The organism is Chondromyces apiculatus DSM 436 (genome assembly GCF_000601485.1).
GTDB classification, from domain to species: domain Bacteria; phylum Myxococcota_A; class Polyangia; order Polyangiales; family Polyangiaceae; genus Chondromyces; species Chondromyces apiculatus.
The window spans coordinates 37,952-57,639 of record NZ_ASRX01000023.1 but is presented as its reverse complement, the minus strand read 5'-3'; the positions used below and the strand labels follow the sequence as shown (position 1 = coordinate 57,639).

Below are 19,688 nucleotides of genomic sequence, written 5' to 3'. Positions count from 1 at the left end.
TTCTTGAAACTGCCATCCCTACATCGGCGTTCACGGCTGTGTGCCGAAGTCGGATGGCGGAGCAATCCTCCTCGGTAGGTTAGGTCAAGGATGAACCTGGCTGATACGCGCAGTCGTGCGGACTCGATTGCTGTCTTGGGCATGGCGGTACGACTCCCCGGAGCAAGCGGCGTGGAGGCCTTCTGGCGACTCCTCCGCGATGGCGTCGATACCATCACGGAGGTTCCTCCCGATCGCTTCGATATCGAGGCCCTTTACGACCCCCATCCGGGCAGGCGAGGGCGGATATCGACCCGATACGGGGGTTTCCTCGCCGGGATCGACGGATTCGACAATGCTTTCTTCGGCGTCTCTCCCCGCGAGGCGCTTCGCATGGACCCCCAGCAGCGCCTTCTGCTTGAGGTCGCATGGGAAGCCCTCGAAGATGCCGGGCAGGTGCTCGATCCGAGGCATGGCTGCCCCGCCAGCGTCTTCATCGGCGTGCTGTCGAGCGACTACGACGAGCGCATCGGCGCGGATCCCACGCTCCTCGATGCCCACGCCACGACAGGCTGCAGCAGGAGCTCGCTCGCGGGACGCCTCTCCTACACGCTCGGGCTCCACGGTCCCAGCATCGTCGTGGATTCTGCGTGCTCCTCGTCGCTCACCGCTGTGCACCTGGCCTGCCAGAGCCTGCGCTCTGGCGAGAGCGCGCTCGCCCTCGCTGGAGGTGTGAACCTCATCCTCCGGCCGTTCTACAGCATCTCCTTCTCGCAGGGTGACATGCTCGCCGCAGACGGTCGCTGCAAGTTCGGTGACGCAGCCGCCGACGGGTTCGTCCGGAGCGAGGGCGTCGGTGTGCTCGTGCTCAAGCGGCTTTCCGACGCCCTCGCCGCGGGTGACTCCATCCGCGCGGTCATCCGCGGCAGTGCCCTGAACAGCGATGGAGGGCGCAGCGGAAACCTGATGACGCCCAGCCGCGCGTCTCAGGAGGCGCTGCTCCGGGATGCCTACCGCAGCGCCGGCGTTCCTCCCTGCGACGTCTCCTACGTCGAGGTCCATGGCACCGGGACGAGGGTGGGTGATCCCGTCGAGATCGAGGCGCTCGCCGCTGTCCTCGGGGAGCATCGGCCGGCAGGTCGTCCCTGCCTCGTGGGCACTGCCAAAACGAACATCGGCCATGCCGAGGCAGCAGCGGGGATCGCGGGACTGGTGAAGGCCGTCCTGTGTCTTGAGCACCAGGAGGTTCCTGCGAGCCTGCACGTCAGGACGCCAAACCCCGACATTCACTGGGCCTCCCTGCCCATCAAGCTGCAGACCCTTCGTGGCCCCTTGCCCCAGCATTCGGAACGCGCCGTCGCGGGTGTCAGCTCGTTCGGGCTCTCGGGCGCCAATGCCCACGTCGTTCTTGAAAGTGCCCCTGCACCGCACCCGCCCACGGAGACGGCGCCGCAGGGCGCTGCGTTCCTGCTTCCCATCTCCGCGCGGGCGCCACAGGCCCTGAAACAGCTCGCCGGCGCGTACAGGGACATGCTCACCAGGGATACGGTTCCGATTGCGCTGCGCGATGTCGCCTTCACCGCGTCCCTCCGGAGAGCGCACCACGAGCACCGCCTCGCCCTCGTCGGAAGCTCACGCGCGCAGATCGTCGAAGGACTCGACCGTTTCATCGCCTCCGAGGAGCATCCTGGCGTCTCGTCCGGCGCCGCAGCGTCCGAGGCCGCGAGACGCCTCGTGTTCGTGTTCTCCGGCCAGGGCTCGCAGTGGCTCGGCATGGGATGCGAGCTACTCGGGCGAGAGCCGGTGTTCCGTGCCGTCATCGAGCAGTGCGACGCGGCGCTGAGAAACCACGTCGCCTGGTCGCTGGTCGATGAGCTCACCGCCTCCCCGGAGCGCTACCGGATCGACACGATCGACTTCGTGCAACCCGCGCTCTTCTCCGTGCAGGTTGCGCTCGCCGCGCTCTGGCGCTCCTGGGGTGTCGAGCCCGCCGCGGTCGTCGGCCACAGCATGGGCGAGCCCGCCGCTGCCTTCGTCGCAGGCGCCCTGAGCCTCAGTGACGCGGCGCGGATCATCGCCGAGCGCAGCCAGCTCATGCGCCGGGTGAATGGCCTCGGGACCATGATGGTCGTCGGGTTGCCGCTCCTCGAAGCCGGCGAAGCGATTCGGGGCCTCGAAGACTGCGTCTCCGTGGCGGTCAACAACAACCCTGGGTCCACCGTCCTCTCGGGCGACACCGCGACCCTGGAGGACCTCGCACGCAAGCTCACGGCGCGCGAGATCTTCTGCCGTTTCATCAAGGTGGACGTGGCCGGGCACAGCCCCCAGCTCGATCCGCTGCTCCCTGAAATGCGGCAGGCCATGAGCGGTGTCGTCCCTCGCGCCGCCGAGGTCCCCTTCTACTCCGCGGTCCTCGGTGCGCGCATCGACGGTCGAACGCTCGACACGGAGTACTGGGTGCGCAACGTCCGGTCTCCGGTGCTGTTCTGGCAAGCCATCGAGGCGCTGAGGCGTGACGGCCACGACACCTTCCTGGAGCTCAACGCGCATCCCATCGTGCTCACCTCGATCCAGCAGGGGCTGCACGGACTGGGCGCACAGGCGACGCTCTTGCCCTCCCTCAGACGCGATCAAGGAGAACGCGAGGTGATGTTGCGCTCGCTGGGGAGCCTCTACACGCGTGGTCTCTCTCCAGCCTGGGAGCGTCTCCATGCCGAGAGGGCCAACGTCGTGAGGCTTCCCCCGTATCCCTGGCAGCATCAACGCTTCTGGCCCGCTCCTCCCAGCTCGGAGCAAGCAGCGTCCACTGCGCCACGCCACCGCCTGGTGCGGCCTGGCCACGCCCTCCTCGCCAGGCGTGTGAGCCCGGCGAACGACCCGGGGACGCACTACTGGGAAGCTGATCTGAGCCTCGCCTCCCACCCCTGGCTCGCAGATCACCGCATCCAGGGCGACATCGTGCTCCCTGGGGCCGCCTACCTGGAGATGGCGCTTTCGTCGGGGCGCGAGTTGCTCCCGGAAGAACCTCTCCGCCTTCGCGACGTACAGTTCGCGGCTCCTCTCCTCCTCTCCGAGGAGGGGACCCACACCGTACAGCTCGCGATGACGAGGCATCCCTCAGGAGAGCTGACCTTCACCATCTCCGGTGCGGCCCAGCAAGCAACGGCGGACATCACCTGGATGCAGCACGTGACCGGACGGCTCTCACCGGCATCCGGGGTGCACGCAGCGCAGCTCTCCTCCCCTTCGCGTGACGCTCTCTCCAGAGGAACACACGTCTCACGCGACGAGCACGACCGCGTCGCGCGCGCTCTCGGCCTCGATCTGGGCACGAGCTTCCAGGCGGTCGAGGAAGTTTGGCGCGCCCAGGGTGAGGCTTCCGCCAGGATCTGCGCTCCTCCGGCGCTCCAGCGCGCCGCGGAATCCCTCCTGGCACATCCGGCGCTGCTCGATGCATGTTTCCAGGGGGCGCTGCACGTACTCCCGCAGGGTGCCGGCGATCTGTACCTGCTCGCGGGCATCGATACATTGACGGCCGTCAGCCCGCTCGGTGCCGAGGCGTGGAGCCACATCGCCGTGCGTCCGTCTCCAGGAGGCGACGAGGGAATGCTCGAAGGCGATCTCGTCGTACGCGACGGCCACGGCGACATCGCGCTGCACGCGGCGGGATTGAGGTTCCGTCGTCTCCCGGGCAGCGCACCACGGCGCGCGACCTCGCACGGCGGGCTCACGCGCGACGCCCTCCTCGCGGTCGGCTCCGAGGAACGCCAGCACCGCCTCTCTGCGTACCTCGTCACCCGACTGTCCCGTGTCCTCGGGTGCCCCGAAGCCCAGATTGACACCACCCAGCCCATGGTCCGCCTGGGGCTCGACTCCCTGATGGCCGTCGAGCTCAGGAACCGTGTCAGGCTCGATCTGGGGCTCGACCTGCCGCTCGTGAAGCTGCTGCAGGGAGCAACCCTCTCGCAGATGGCGACCCTCATCGACGATCGCGTCGTTGCCACCGGAGCGACCACCTTCACGCCGGAGCTCCCTCTCCTCTCTCCCCTCGTCCACCGCCCCGTCCCCCCTGGTACGCCTCAGCCCCTCTCCTTCGGACAGCGCGCGCTCTGGTTCGTGCACCAGACCGATCCGCGCAGCGCCGCCTACAACTATGGCCTCGCCGCGCGCCTCCGCGGCAACGTGACTCCTGAGGGCTTGCGATCCGCATTCCAGGAACTGCTCGATCGTCATGACGCGCTTCGCGCGACCTTCTCCGTCGAGGACGACGTTCCGGTGCAACGTTTCCACGAGCACGTGGACCTCGATTTCACCCCTGTGGATGCCACGGGCGACGATGACGAGGCGCTCCGGACGCGTGTCGCGGCGGCGTGGCACGCCCCCTTCGATCTCGGGGCGGCGCCCCCGGTCCGCGTGAAGCTCTTCTCCCGCAGCCCTGGCGACAGCGTCCTGTCCCTCACGTTCCACCACATCGTCATCGATTTCTGGTCGCTCCTCGACCTGCTCGACGAACTCTCCACGCTGCTTTCCGGCGGTACCCTGGCGCCTCCCGCATTCCAGTACGCCGATTTCGTCCGCTGGCAGGCCGAGCTGCTCACGGGCGCCGAGGAAGAACGCCTCTGGACCTACTGGTCTCGAAGGCTCGCAGGCGACCTCACGCCTCTCGCGCTGCCCACCGACTTCCCACGCCCACCGGTGCAGACCTACGAAGGAGGCTCTGTCTTCCACGCCCTGCACCCCGATCTCACCCGATCGCTCAGGATGCTGGCCAGCCGCCACGGAGCCACGCTCCACACCACCCTCCTCGCGTCCTTCCAGGTACTGCTTCACCGTTACACGGGCCAGCAGCGCATCATCGTGGGCTCGGTAGCGTCTGGACGCAGCCGCACCGAGTTCTCCAGCATCAGCGGCGATTTCGTGAACCCCATCGCCATCGACGGCGATCTCTCGGGTGATCCCACGTTCCTCGCCTATCTTGAGCGCGCTCAGGCCGTGGCGCTCGGCGCGCTCGACCACCAGGACTACCCCTTTGCTCGGCTCGTCGAACGCCTCAGGCCTCCGCGAGACCCGAGCCGCTCACCCATCTTCCAGGTCGCCTTCGTCCTGCAGCAACCACACCGCGCCCGCGCGTCGGTGCCCTTCATGCAGGGCCAGCCGGGAGGAACCCTGCAGCTCGGCGATCTCACCCTCGAGTCGTTCCCCTTCGAGCAGCGCGCTGCGCGCTTCGACCTCGACCTGATGGCTGTCGAGGCGGACGACGCCCTCACCCTGTTCCTCCAGTACAACGCCCACCTCTTCGAGCGCGCCACGGTGGAGCGATTGCTGGGGCATCTCACCGTCCTCCTCGAGGGAATCGTCGCTGACCCGGCGCAGCCTCTCTCCGAGCTTCCCCTCCTCGGGGAGGCCGAACGTCACCGCGTCCTCGTCTCCTGGAACGATACCCGCGTCGCCCCTCTCCCCGTGATCACCGTTCACGGCCTCGTCGAGGCGCAGGTCACCCAGACACCCCACGCAGTCGCCGCTGCCTTCGGGGACGACCAGGTGACCTACCGGGAACTCGACGCCCGCAGCAACCAGCTCGCCCACCACCTGCGTCGACGCGGCGCCGCCCCTGGCGTCCGCATCTGCCTGTGCACCGAGCGCTCCCTGGACATGCTCATCGGACTGCTCGCGATCCTGAAGGCAGGCGCCACCTACGTCCCGCTCGATCCCGCTTACCCGCGCGAACGGCAGGCATTCGTGCTGCGCGACGCAGGCCCCTGGCTCCTCCTCACGACCAGCGATCTCGTCGGCATGCTCCCCGCCCACGAGGCCCACCTCGTCCTCCTCGACACGGAGCGCGAGACGATCGACCGCGAGGACCCCACGCCGCTCTCCATCTCCCTCGCCGCCACGAGCCCGGCCTACGTCATCTACACCTCTGGCTCCACCGGGCTCCCCAAGGGTGTCGAGATCCCTCACGGCGCCGTCACCAGCTTTCTCCGCTCCATGCGCGAGCGCCCCGGCTTCGGCCCGAGCGACACCCTCCTTGCCGTCACCACCCTCTCCTTCGACATCGCTGGCCTGGAACTCTACCTCCCACTCACCACTGGCGGACGCGTCGTCATCGCGGATCAAGCCACCGTCACAGACGGCACCCGCCTCGCGCGCGCCATCACCAGCACGGGCACCACGGTCCTGCAGGCCACCCCGGCGACGTGGCGCATGCTCCTCGAAGCTGGGTGGCCAGGAGACACCGGCCTGAAGATCCTCTGCGGAGGCGAAGCCCTCCCTCGGCCCCTCGCCGACGCGCTGCTCCCGCGATGCGCCTCCCTCTGGAACCTGTTCGGCCCCACCGAGACCACCATCTGGTCCACGGTCGCCGAGGTGCACCCCGCGGAAGGCTCGGTCCCCCTGGGCCGCCCCATCGCCAGCACCCAGGTCTACATCCTCGATCCCCGGGGCCGTCCCACCCCCATCGGCATCCCCGGTGAGATCCACATCGGCGGCTGGGGTGTCGCCACGGGGTATCTTCACCGGCCTGCCCTGACTGCCGAGCGATTCTTGCCCGATCCCTTCACCGACGAGCCCGGCGCGCGGATGTACCGCACCGGCGACCTGGCGCGGTTCCGAGCCAGCGGCGACATCGAGTACCTCGGACGCATCGATCACCAGGTCAAGGTCCGCGGCTACCGCATCGAACTCGGCGAGATCGAGGTGCTCCTCGGACGCCATCCTGCCCTCTCCGAGGTCGTGGTCACGGCAACCGGAAGCCAGAGTGCCGGGGGAGAGCGAGAACTCACAGCCTACGTCGTGGCGCGCAGCGAACCGCCCTCCCCGCGGGAGCTGCGTGAGCACCTCAAAGCACACCTCCCCGACTACATGATCCCCACCTCGTTCGTCGCGCTCCCGGTGCTCCCTCGGACCGCGAACGGCAAGATAGACCGCCGTGCACTCCCGGAGGGGGGCCCTCGAGCGCCGCGGCTCGTCGAGGCCGACACGGGCGAGCCCGAGACGCAGCTCCAGCAGAGCATCGCTGCGATCTGGAGGGAGATCCTCAACCTCCCTGCCGTGGGACCCGACAGCAACTTCTTCGACCTCGGCGGCCACTCGATGCTGGTCTCCCGGGTCCGCATCCGGCTGGAGGGGGACTTCGGCCGCGAGCTCACCATGGTCGACATGTACAGGCACCCCACTGTACGCACGCTCGCGCGCTTCCTGGAGCGACCGCAGGCCGACGCACCTTCCATGGCGCACGCCCACGAGCGCGCAGACCGGCAGCGGGAGGCGAGGGGCAGACGACGCGAGTTGATGAAAGGCAGGCGCGAGCATGGCTAGCGGCGAGACACAGGAATCCGCTGGAGAGATTGCGATCGTCGGAATGGCCGGGCGATTCCCCGGCGCCGCAGGGATCGACGACTTCTGGCGAAACCTCCGGGATGGCATCGAATCGATCGAAAGACTCTCCGAGGCCGCCCTCGAAGCCTCCGGCGTGAGCCCCGAAGCCTCGCGCAGGCCGACCTACGTGAAGGCCAAGGGCACCCTCGCTGCCATCGACGGGTTTGACGCCGCCTTCTTCGGTGTCTCCGAGCGCGAGGCGACGCTCATGGATCCTCAGCAACGTCTCTTCCTGGAGTGCGCGTGGGAGGCGCTGGAGAGCGCAGGGTATGCCCCGGGGAGCGAGACAGCCCGGCGCGCGGGAGCCATTGGCGTCTATGGCGGCGTCGGCATCAACACCTACCTCCTCCGCAACCTCGACCCTCCCCACGGGATCGACTTCCTGAGCGCGCAGGGCTTCCAGGCATTCATCGCCAGCGACAAGGACTTCCTCGCCACGCGCGTCGCCTACAAGCTGAACCTCAGGGGCCCCGCGCTCACCCTCCAGACCGCGTGCTCGACCTCGCTGGTCGCCGTGCACCTCGCCTGTCAGGGGCTGCTCGACTTCCACTGCGACATGGCCCTCGCGGGTGCCGCCACGGTGGGCGTCCCCCACCACGTCGGCTACGCCTACGAAGAGGGCATGATTCTCTCGCCCGATGGCCACTGCCGCGCCTTCGACGCCGCGGCCCAGGGCACTGTCCCGGGCAATGGCGCGGGCGTCGTCGCCCTCAAGCGCCTCGAGGACGCGCTCCGCGACGGCGACGAGATCCTCGCCGTCATCAAGGGCTCGGCCGTCAACAACGATGGGGCCTCCAAGATTGGCTACACGGCCCCCAGCGTCGACGGCCAGGCCGATGTCATCGCCCAGGCGCTCGCGCTGGCCGGAGTGAACGCCGAGACCATCGGCTACGTCGAGGCCCACGGGACCGGCACGCCTCTCGGTGACCCCATCGAGATCCAGGCACTCACCCGTGCCTTCCGCGCGGATACCGACAGGAGAGGCTTCTGCGCCATTGGCTCCGTCAAGACCAACATCGGACACCTCGACACGGCGGCGGGCATGGCGAGCCTCATCAAGACGGTCCTCGCCCTGAAGCACCAGGCACTTCCCCCGAGCCTCCACTTCGAGCGACCCAACCCCGAGCTCGCCCTTGAGAGCAGCCCCTTCTTCGTGAACACCCAGCTCACGCCCTGGCGCGCAGGACGCACGCCTCGCCGCGCCGGGGTGAGTTCTTTCGGCATCGGGGGCACCAATGCACACCTCATCCTGGAGGAAGCGCCACCCGCGCCCATCCCGCGACCCGCCGCGGAACGTCCGGTGCACCTTCTCACCCTCTCCGCGAAGAGCGACGACGCTCTCCGAGCGCTCTCGACGCGCTACATCGAGCACCTAGAAGCCAATCCCACGACTTCCCTCGGGGACCTCTGCGCCGCCGCTGCCCTAGGGCGACCCCACTTCTCCCATCGTCTTGCCATCACAGCCGGCTCCACCGATCAGGCCCGCGAAGGCCTGCGCGCCTTCTCGGAAGGAGAGCGGCCCTCCAGCATCGCCAGCGGCCACGGTCAGGCGGAGGACCGAGAACCGGGTATCGTCTTTCTCTTCACTGGCCAGGGTGGCCATTACCCCGGCATGGGCCACAAGCTCTTCCAGTCCGAGCCAGTGTTCCGTGAGGCCCTCGAGGCGTGCGACGCCGCGCTGCGGCCCCACCTCGATCGTCCCCTGCTCTCGGTCCTCCATGCGACCTCGAACGACCACGCCCTGCTCGACACCCCGGAGTACTGCCAGCCGGCCCTGTTTGCTCTCCAGGTCGCGCTCGCGGCGCTCTTTCGCTCCTGGAAGCTCGAACCCGCCGCGGTCCTCGGCCACAGCCTCGGTGAGTACGCCGCAGCGTACGTCGCCGGGGTGTTCAGCCTCGCCGACGCCCTGAAGCTCGTCACCACGCGCGCGAGACTCATGAGCGCCCTGACGGAGCGCGGGGAGATGGCGGCAATCTTCGCCGACGCGGCGCTGGTCGAGGAGGCCCTCGCTCCATACGCCGCCGACCTCTCGCTCGCAGCGGTGAACGGCCCGAAGCAGGTGGTCGTCGCGGGCAGGACCTCCGCGCTGCACCCCCTTCTCGACCAGCTCCGCGTGCGCGGCATCAAGTCCCGGCGCATCACCGCCTCCAATGCCTTCCACTCTCCGCTCGTCGATCCGATGCTCGACACCTTCGAGCAGACAGCACGCTCCGTCCGGTTCTCCGCGCCCCGGATTCCCTTCTACGGAAACCTCGAAGGTCGCCGGCTCGAGCCGACCGAAGTGCCGGATGCACACTACTGGCGCCGTCATACCCGCGAGCCCGTGCAGTTCCTCCGAGGGCTCGAAGCCCTCCGCCACCGTGGCTACAGCCGTCACCTCGAACTCGGCCCCGACCCGATCCTGACAGCACTGGGACGGGAGCGCGACGAGGGCCGCGACGCCCTCTGGCTCTGCGCTCTCAGAAAGGGCCGTGACGATGACCAGCAGGTGACGGAGTGCCTCGGCAGGCTCTACGCCCATGGCGTCGATCTCGATTTCCGCGCCATCGACGGCGGGCGCTCCCGCCGCCGCATCTCCCTCCCCACCTACCCCTTCCAGCGCCGACGCTACTGGGTTGAGCCCAGGCCCCGCACGATCCCGGCCCCGAGCGCCCCCATCAGCGCGGAAAACCCGCTCCTTGGCCGGAGGATCCCCCTCCCTCTCGCGGAGACTGTGTTCGAGGTGCGCCTGAGCGGCGCGCTTCAGGCACTCGATCACCATCGTTACTACCGCCGGATCACCATGCCGGCAGTCGGCTACCTCTCCATGTTCCTCTCCGCCGCGGAGACCGCGCTCAACGGCGCGCGGGGCACCGACGGCGTGCCCGGTGCGAGGAGATACTCCTGCGCAATCGACGACGCTGCCTTTCTTCAGGCGCTCCTCCTCACCGATGGCGAGGTTCGGATCGCGCAGCTCGTCCTGCGCCCCCAGGGTGACGGCGAGGCCTCTGCGCAGATCTTCAGCCGCTCCGAGGCCGGCGACGAAGCAGCCCCCTGGACGCTGCATGCCACCTGCAAGCTCAGGGCGCATCTTCCCCCACCGGTCATCGCTCTCCCCGATCGCGACGCCCTGCGCCAGCGCGCCCGGCGTCACCTCCAGGGCAGCACCCTCTACGAAGCCCTCGATGCCCGCGAGGTCTCCTTCGGACCCACCTTCCGCTGGCTCGACAGTGTCTGGCTCGGTGACGGAGAAGCACTCGGCCGGGTGGCGCCTCCGCGGAGCCAGCAAGGTATCGACACCTCCAGCAGAACCATGAGCCTCCTGGAGACCTGCCTCCAGGTCCTCAGCACCGCGTCCGGTGCCTCCTTCGTCGACGGCGGCGAGCTGTCCTTGCGGGTGCCCGTCGCCATCGAGCGCGTTCACGTGCACCGCATCCCCGAAGGTCCCTGCTGGGCGCACGCCGGCCTCCGTGACGAGGCTGATCCACGTCACGATGCGGTGACTGGAGACGTCCTCCTCGTCGACGACGACGGCGAGCTTGTCCTCACGCTCGAAGGCGTGCGCTACCAGAAAGCCACCCGCCAGGCCATGGGGCGCTCCGCCGAGGTCGCGCAACACGACGACGTCTACACCCTCGCCTGGCGCCGCGCCGACGCCCCCTTCGGCATCCAGCCCCCGACCGGAGAGCCCCTGCTCGGCGAGCACCTCGAAGGACCGGGAGCGTGGCTCCTCCTCACCCCTCCTGACAGCGTCGGTGTCCCCCTCGCGCGCCTCCTCGAAGCGCGCGGGGACACGGTCGTCATCGCGCATCCCGGCGCATCCTTCGAGCCCACGGGTGAGCGCACCTACCGCGCGAACCTCAACCTCCCCGGTGACATCGAGCGCCTCCTCGACAGGCTACCGTCCGCGCTCCCGCTCCGCGGCGTCGTCCACGCCCTCTGCCTGGATCTCGTGGACCAGAAGGGCTCTGCGCTGATGCGCGCCGAGGTCCTCGGCTGCCACGTCACCCTCCACGTCCTCCGCGTCCTCTCCAAGCGGAGCACCCCCACCCCGCCCCGCCTCTGGATCGTCACGGCCGGGGCGCAGCCCGTCGGCCCCGCTGGGGCGGCCGTGGATTTCCCGGCGCAGGCGCTGGTCTGGGGCCTCGGCCGCGTGATCCCCTTCGAGCACCCCGAGATCTTCGGCGGCCTCATCGACCTCGATCCCGCGACCCCCGCCGATCACGCGACGCACCTCCTCGGCGAGATCTCCGTCGCTTCCCGGGGTGAGCAGGTCGGCTACCGCGCTGGCGAGCGCCATGTCGCGCGCCTCGCCCGGGGCCCCGCCGCTTCCCTGTCCACGTGGCGCCCCGACCCGGCGCGGAGCTACCTCATCACGGGCGGCCTTGGCAGCCTCGGCCTCCATGTCGCGCGCTGGATGGTCGAGCGCGGCGCACGGGCCATCGCCCTCCTCGGCCGCCGTCGCCCCGATGAGACCGCGCAGGCCGCCATCGTCGCGCTCGAGGCCAGGGGTGCGCACGTCCTCCAGCTCAAGGGTGACGTCGCCCGTGCCGAGGATGTCTCCCGCATCCTCGCGCAGGTCCAGTCCACCCTGCCTCCCCTCGCAGGCGTGGTGCATGCCGCCGGCGTGCTCGACGACGGTGTCCTCCTCCAGATCGACGGGAGCCGCATGGACCGCGTCCTCGCCCCCAAGATGGCTGGTGCCCACCACCTGCACGCGCAGACCCGCGACCTTCCCCTGGACTTCTTCCTCATGTTCTCCTCCGCGGCTGCCCTCCTCGGCTCACCCGGCCAGGGCAGCTATGCCGCGGCGAACGCCTTCCTCGACGCGCTCGCCCACCACCGCCGCGCCGCGGGGCTGCCGGCCCTGAGCATCAACTGGGGGCCCTGGGCAGGAGCGGGCATGGCCGCCACCGCGGAAGCCCGCGATCAGCGCCGCAGGATCGAGCAGGGCATCGTCGATCTCGCCCCCGTGGATGCGCTCCGCCGCGTGGAGCAGCTCCTCGCGGGCGACACTGCCCAGGCTGCCGTCATGCGTGTCACCTGGTCGAAGTACCTCGATCAGTTCGCCACGGGGCCTGTTCCCCCCTGGGTCTCGGACATCGCGCGCCTCCAGCATGCCACCGCCGATGCCGCCCAGCCTCCCCCGAAGCCGAAGGGCAGCGACGTCCCGCGGCAGCTCGAAGCCGCGACCCCGCGCCGCCGCCAGGAGATCGTGCGTACGCTCGTCGAGGAACAGGCCCGCCGCGTCCTCGGCATCGCCCCCGGCGCACCCTTCGACCCGAACCGACCTCTGAGCGAGCTCGGACTGGACTCACTCGCCGCGGTGGAGCTGCGCAACGCCCTCGCAACGGCCCTCGCGCGCGCCCTGCCCGCGACCTTGATCTTCGACTACCCCACGGTCGCCGCCCTCTGCGGATTCCTCGGCGCCCCGTCGGCACCCACCACATCCACCCTGCCCACTGCCGCGCGCCGCCCGGAGCCCGAGGCCGCCTCCCTCACCGACGTCGACGACCTCTCGGGCAACGAGGTCGAAGCCCTGCTCGACGCCAAGCTCGCCGAGATCGATCGCTGGATAGAAGGCCCCTGACATGAGCAACCCGACGGAGCGGGGCGAGGACGTCTCGCGCCTGAAGCGCGCCCTCGCCGCGCTCGAAAAGATGCAGCAGAAGCTCCAGACCCTGGAGCGCGCCGCCTCCGAGCCCATCGCCGTCATCGGCATCGGCTGCCGCTTCCCTGGCGCCAGCGGACCCGACGCCCTCTGGCGTCTCCTCCGCGAAGGCCGGAGCGCCATCACCGAGGTTCCCCGGGATCGCTGGGACATCGACGCCCTCTACGATCCCGATCCCGAGATCCCCGGCAAGATGTACACCCGCCATGGCGGCTTCCTCGACGGCGTCGACGGCTTCGATGCCCGCTTCTTCGGCATCTCTCCCCGCGAGGCCATCAGCATGGACCCGCAGCAGCGGCTCCTGCTCGAGGTGGCCTGGGAGGCGCTCGAAGACGCAGGCCAGCCGCCCGACGCGCTCCAGGGCCACCAGACCGGCGTCTACATCGGCTTCTTCTCGTTCGACTACTACAACCTGCACGTCAAGCTCGGCGACGAGGTCATCAACGCCTACACGGGCACAGGCAACACCGCGAGCGTCGCCGCGGGCCGCCTCTCTTACGTGCTCGGCCTGCAAGGCCCGAGCATCGCCATCGACAGCGCCTGCTCGTCATCGCTCGTCGCGGTGCACCTCGCCTGCCAGAGCCTGCGCGCTGGCGAGTGCAACCTCGCGCTCGCGGGTGGGGTCAACCTCATCCTCACGCCTGACCGCACCGTCTACTTCTGCAAGCTCCGCGCGATGGCCCCCGACGGCCGCTGCAAGGCCTTCGACGCCTCCGCCGACGGCTACGTCCGCGGCGAGGGCGCCGGCATCGTGGTCCTCAAGCGCCTCTCCGACGCCCTCCGCGACGGCGATCCCATCCTCGCCCTCGTCCGCGGCTCGGCCGTCAACCAGGACGGCAGGAGCAACGGCCTCACCGCCCCGAACCGCATCGCCCAGCAGGCCGTCATCGACGCCGCGCTGGCCCGCGCCGGCGTCGCGCCTTCCGACATCGACTACGTCGAAGCGCACGGCTCCGGCACTCCCCTCGGCGATCCCATCGAGGCCACTGCCCTCGGCACGGCGCTCGGCCGCGGCCGCCCCGCCGACCGACCGCTCCACGTCGGCTCCATCAAGTCCAACATGGGCCACCTCGAAGCCGCCGCTGGCATCGCCGGCTTCATCAAGACGGTCCTCGCCCTCCGCCACGGAGAGATCCCCGCCCACCTCCACTTCCGAGAACCGAACCCTCTCATCCCCTGGAGCGAGCTTCCCCTCGCCATCCCCACCGAGACCCGCCCCTGGCCGCAGCGCGAGGGCGCGCGGTTCGCGGGCATCAACTCCTTCGGCTTCAGCGGCACCAACGCCCACGTCATCCTCGAATCGCCCCCGCCCGAAGGGTCACGTCGCCCCGTGAGCCCAGCCGCCTCCCTGGACGCCTCCGCCGCCGCCCCCCCTCTGGCCCTGCTCCCCCTCTCTGCCCGCAGCCCCGAGGCCCTGCGCGCGCTCGCCGATGCCTACCGCGCGCACCTCCATCGCGCGCCCACCGCCTCCCTCGACGACCTCTGCGCCACCGCTGCCGTCCGCCGCGCGCACCACGCCCACCGCCTCGCCATTCCGGCTGGCTCCCGCGCGCAGGCCCTCGGCGCCCTCGACGCCTTCCTCCGCGGCGACGCCGCGCCGGGCCTCGCCCACGGCCACCATGTCCCTGGGGAGCGCCCTCGCCTCGTCTTCGCCTTCCCGGGCCAGGGAGGCCAGTGGCCGGGCATGGCGCAGCAGCTCCACCGCACCGAGCCCGCCTTCCGCGCCGCCCTCGAAGCCTGCGAGCAGGCCATCCACCGCCACGCCGGCTGGTTCCTCACCGAGCACCTCCACACGCCCGAGGATCCAGCGCAGCGCGCCAGCATCGATCGCGTGCAGCCCACCCTCTTCGCCATCGGCGTCGCCCTCGCCGCCTTGTGGCGCTCCTGGGGCATCGAGCCTGACGCCGTCATCGGCCACAGCATGGGCGAGATCGCCGCCGCCCACGTCGCCGGTGCCCTCGACCTCGACGACGCAGCCCGCATCGTCTGCCGCCGCAGCCACCTCCTCCGCCGCGTCGGCGGCCAGGGCGCCATGGCCATCGTCGAGCTCCCCCTCGACGAAGCCCGGTCCGTGGTCACCGCCTACCCCGACCAGCTCTCCGTGGCCGTCAGCACCAGCCCTCGCCAGACCGTCCTCTCCGGCGCCCCCGCCGCGCTCCGCGAGGTCCTCGCCAACCTCGGTGCACGAGGCATCTTCTGCCGCCCCATCCAGGTCGACGTCGCCTCCCACAGCCCGCAGATGGATCCCCTGCGCGACGCGCTGCTCCAGGCCCTCTCCGGCATCGCCCCCCGACCCACGGCAATCCCCTTCCACTCCACCGTCACGGGCGCGCCGATCGAGGGCGAGCACCTCGACGCTGCCTACTGGGTGCAGAACCTCCGCGAGCCGGTCCTCCTCTGGCCCACCCTCGAGCGCCTCCTCCAGAGCGGCCACGACACCATCATCGAACTCGGTCCTCACCCCATCCTCCTCCCTGCGGTCCACGACGCGCTCCAGCACCTCGGCATCGAGGGCACCACCCTCGCGTCCATGCGCCGCCAGGAAGACGAACCCGAAGCCATGCGCCGCGCCCTCGGCGCCCTCTATGCGTGCGGCCACCCGGTCCCCTGGGAGCGCCTCCACCCGGTGCGTCCCGTGGTCTCCCTGCCCGCCTACCCGTGGCAGCGCCAGCGCTACTGGATCGACACCGACGATGCTCCCGGCCCCCCGCGTGCCCCCCAGGCGCAGCGGCCCCATCTTCACGCCGGTGCCCACGACCTCCTCGGCCGCCGCCTCCGCTCACCGCTCGTCGAGGTCCAGTTCGAGACCACGTTCCGTCGCGACGCACCAGCCTTCCTCGACGACCACCGCCTCCACGGCCTCATCGTGGCTCCCGGCGCCTCTCACCTGGTCATGGCCATGACCGCGGCCACCGAGGCAGGCCTCTGCCGGACCCCGCGCCTCGAAGACGCCTTCTTCCCCCGAGCCCTCGTCCTCGGCGACGACGAGGAGCGCGTCGTCCAGGTCCTCCTCACGCCCGACACCACCGGCTTGAGCTTCCGCGTCTTCAGCGCCAGCGCCCCCTCTGACGACGCGCACGGCGCGCACGGCGCGCACGGCACGGACGCCAGCGCCGCTCTCCCGGAGAGCTGGACCCAGCACGCCGAGGGGCGCGTCTCCGAGCGCCTCCCCGCGGCTGCCCCGGGAGGCGCCTCTGACCGCGTGAGCCTCGACGAGATCCGCGCTCGTTGCTCCGAGACGCTCCCCTCCTCGGACTTCTACCGGGCCATGGAGGCGCGCGGCTACCACTTCGGCCCGAGCTTCCGCACCGTCGGTGACGCCTACCGCCGCGACGGCGAAGCCCTCTGCCAGGTGCAGCTCCCCTCCCCTCCTCCGACCAGCCGCGCGGCGCGCGACGTCACCCTCGTCGACATCTGCCTCCAGTTCCCTGCCGCCGTTTTCCCGCAGGGTCACTTCGACACCACCTACGTACCCGTCGGCTTCAAGAGCTTCTGGTGCGACGCACCTGCGCCCACCGTTCTCTGGTGCCACGCGAGGCTCGCGCCCAGCAACGACCCGGCGAGCGACATCCTCGCGGTCGACGTCCGCCTCCTCGACGACAGCGGCACCCCTGTCGCCGAGCTGCTGGACCTCCGCGCCCGCCGCGCCGGGGCCGAGGTCTTCACCCGCGCCGCGGCCCGACCCGCCCACGACGAGGCCTACGCCCTCACCTGGGAACCTCTCCCCGCTGCCACTGCGCCGCGCCAGACCTTCCCCACCGACTGGCTCGTCATCGCCGATCACCACGGCCTCGGCATGGCCCTCGCCCGCAGGCTCGAAGAACGGAGCGCCCCCGGCCAATGTCTCCTCGTCACGGCGTCCTCGACCTTCCACCTCCCGGCCGACCCCACGCCCGACGATCCCGTTCACCTCGACCCGACCGACCCCGATCACCTCCGCCGCCTCCTCACTTCCCTTCCGCCGCGCCCTGCCTCGCGCAGCCTCGGCGTCGTCTACCTCCGAGCGCTGGACGCGCTCTCTCCCGCACCCGGCGGCGCATCTCCCGCGGACGCCTGCGACGCGGTCGTCACGGGCGCCCTGCGCCTCGCACAGGCACTCCTCGGCGCCGGGACCGAGGGCGCCCAGCTCTGGCTCGTCACCCGCGGCGCTCAGCAACCCGGCGACGCTCCCCAGCGCCTCGCCTTCGAGCAAGCCTCCCTCTGGGGTCTCGGCCGCTCCCTCGACGTCGAGCACCCGGAGCTGCACACGACCCTGCTCGACCTCGACCCCGCTGCGCCCCCCGCCGACCAGGCAGCTCAGCTCCACGACGCGCTTCGCACCTCCGACCGCGAGCGCCAGCTCGTCCTGCGCGCAGGTCGGTGCCTCGTTGCACGCTTGACCCGCACCTCCCTCACGCCCTCAGCCGACACGAAGCCCCCCCGCCTCGATCCCGACGCCACCTACCTCATCACCGGCGGCCTCGGGGGCATCGGCCTCGAACTCTCCCGCTGGATGGTGCGCCACGGCGCCCGCCACCTCCTCCTCGTCGGCCGCACCCCTCCGCGCCCCGAAGCCGCGCAGCTCCTCGACAGCCTCCGCGCCGAAGGCGTCGCGATTGTCGTCGCCACCGCCGATGTCGCCAGCCGCGATCAGCTCGCCGCCGCCCTCGCCCCCGTCCTCCCACCTGCGCGCGCTGCTGCGCGCGTTGCTGCTCCAGAGCTGGCGCCCTCCCCGGACCTGGACCCCGCGCGGCGCCCCATGCCTCCCCTCGCCGGCATCGTCCACGCCGCTGCCATCCTCGACGACGGCACCTTCCAGAACCTCGACCGCGCCCGCCTCCTCGCGCCTTTCGCCCCAAAGCTCGATGGCGCCTGGAACCTCCACCTCCTCACCCGGCACCTCCCGCTGCACTTCTTCGTGCTCTTCTCCTCCACCGCCGCCCTCCTCGGCGCGCCGGGCCAGGCCAACTACGCTGCTGCCAGCGCGGCCCTCGACGCCCTCGCCCATCACCGCCGCGCCCTCGGCCTCCCCGCCCTCAGCATCGCCTGGGGGCCCTGGTCCGACGTCGGCCTCGCCGCGGCGAGCAGCACGCGCGGCGAGCGCCTCTCCTCCCGAGGCATCGGCAGCCTCACGCCCGACGAGGGCCTCACCGCCTTCGGCCGCCTCCTCCGCGCCTCTCACCAGACCCTCGGCGTCCTCCACCTCGACCTTGCCGAGTGGCGCACCTTCTACCCGGGTGCTGCCGACGCCGCCTTCATGGACCGCCTCACGCCCCTGGCCCCCGTGGCCACTGCCCCCCGGACGGCATCCTTCCGCGCCTCCTTCCGCGCCTCCCTCCTCGCCGAGAAACCCGGACCTGCCCGCCGCGCCCACCTCGAAACCCACCTGCGCCAGCACATGGCCCGCATCCTCCGGCTCGCCCCGCACGACCTCGACCCCCGCCAGCCCCTCAACACTTACGGCGTCGACTCCCTCATGGCGCTCGAAGCGCGCAACACCCTGGAGAGGACCCTCGATCTCCGCCTCTCCGCGACCCTCCTCTGGACCTATCCCACCCTCGTCGCCCTCACCGACCACCTGGCCGAGCGCATGGAGGTTCCCCTCGAGGCATCGCCCGAGCCCGAGGCGCCTCCTCGGCCGGAGGCGCCCCCCGACAGCGATCTCGACGATCTCTCGGAGGACGAGATGGCAGCCCTCCTCAGCGCCGAACTGGCCAGCTTGAAGGGCGATGCCTGAACCTCCCCGGCGCGCGCTGACGACGCGCTGACGGCGCGCTGACGGGGCAGCGTCACCAACGAGACGTGGCATCGCCACCGCCTCATCCGTATGCTCCCACCCCATGTCGCCCCCCTACGGCGCCAAGCGAGCGCTCCTTCACTTCCTCTCCCGACGCGTGGATCCCGAGCTGGAAGCCGCCTTCGCTGCCCTGCCGAACCGTCTCAACGACCTTGGCTTCGACATGTGGGGCTTCAACCCCGCCGAAGCAGCCCGCTACTACCCCCTCGCCCGCAGCCTCTACGACTACTTCCGCACCGAGATCCACGGCGTCGAGAACCTCCCCGCGGGCCGCGTCCTCCTCGTCCCCAACCATGGCGGCCAGCTCCCCCTGGACGGCATCGTCATCGCCGTCGCCTGCCTCCGCCACGGGGCCCCTCCGCGGCTCGTCCGCCCCATGGTCGAGCGCTGGTTCCCCAAGCTCCCGTACGTCAACGAGGCGCTCGCGCGCTCCGGCGCCGTGCTCGGTGATCCAGTGAACTGCATCAACCTCCTTGAGGACGACCAGGCCATCCTCGTCTTCCCCGAGGGCATTGCGGGCTCTGGCAAGACCATCCGCGAGCGCTACCGCCTCAAGCCCTTCGGCCGCGGCTTCATGCGCCTCGCCCTCCGCACGAACACCCCCGTGGTCCCCGTCTCCGTCATCGGCAGCGAAGAGGCCATCCCCAGCGTCCACAACCTCGCGCCCCTCGCGAAGCTCCTTCACATGCCCTACTTCCCCGTCAGCCCCTTCGTGCCGCTCCTCGGCCCCTTCGCCTACCTGCCATTGCCCGTGAAATTCACGGTCACCTTCGGTGAGCCCATGCGCTTCGACGGCCCCTGGGACGACGAGGACGCCGCCATCGACGACAAGGCAGCCGTGGTCCAGGCCGAGGTGCAGCGCATGGTCGACGACGGCCTCCGCGCCCGCCACTCCATTTTCTGAGG

General features: G+C 70.4%; 4 protein-coding genes. All 4 read left to right on the top strand.

Translation table 11 applies throughout. The features are described 5' to 3' along the window. Positions 1 to 90: 90 nt before the first annotated feature. The 4 genes from CAP_RS44785 to CAP_RS16605 all read left to right on the top strand — a co-directional run bounded on the left by CAP_RS44785 (position 91) and on the right by CAP_RS16605 (position 19,686). Positions 91 to 7,296, top strand: coding sequence for a hybrid non-ribosomal peptide synthetase/type I polyketide synthase (locus CAP_RS44785; protein ID WP_081864959.1), 7,206 nt, complete (start codon positions 91 to 93; stop codon positions 7,294 to 7,296). Continuing rightward, the gene (locus CAP_RS16615; protein ID WP_081864958.1) at positions 7,289 to 12,925 is read left to right on the top strand and encodes a type I polyketide synthase; all 5,637 of its coding nucleotides are present in this window, start codon (positions 7,289 to 7,291) and stop codon (positions 12,923 to 12,925) included. The genes CAP_RS44785 and CAP_RS16615 overlap by 8 nt, the downstream gene beginning before the upstream one ends. A 1-nt stretch (position 12,926) precedes the next feature. After that, entirely contained in the window at positions 12,927 to 18,722 is a 5,796-nt protein-coding gene (locus CAP_RS16610) for a type I polyketide synthase (protein WP_044241706.1), read from the top strand. A gap of 103 nt (positions 18,723 to 18,825) precedes the next feature. After that, a complete protein-coding gene (locus tag CAP_RS16605) occupies positions 18,826 to 19,686 on the top strand; it encodes a lysophospholipid acyltransferase family protein (protein WP_052375394.1) in 861 nt (286 codons plus the stop codon). The last annotated feature ends 2 nt before the right edge of the window (positions 19,687 to 19,688 follow it).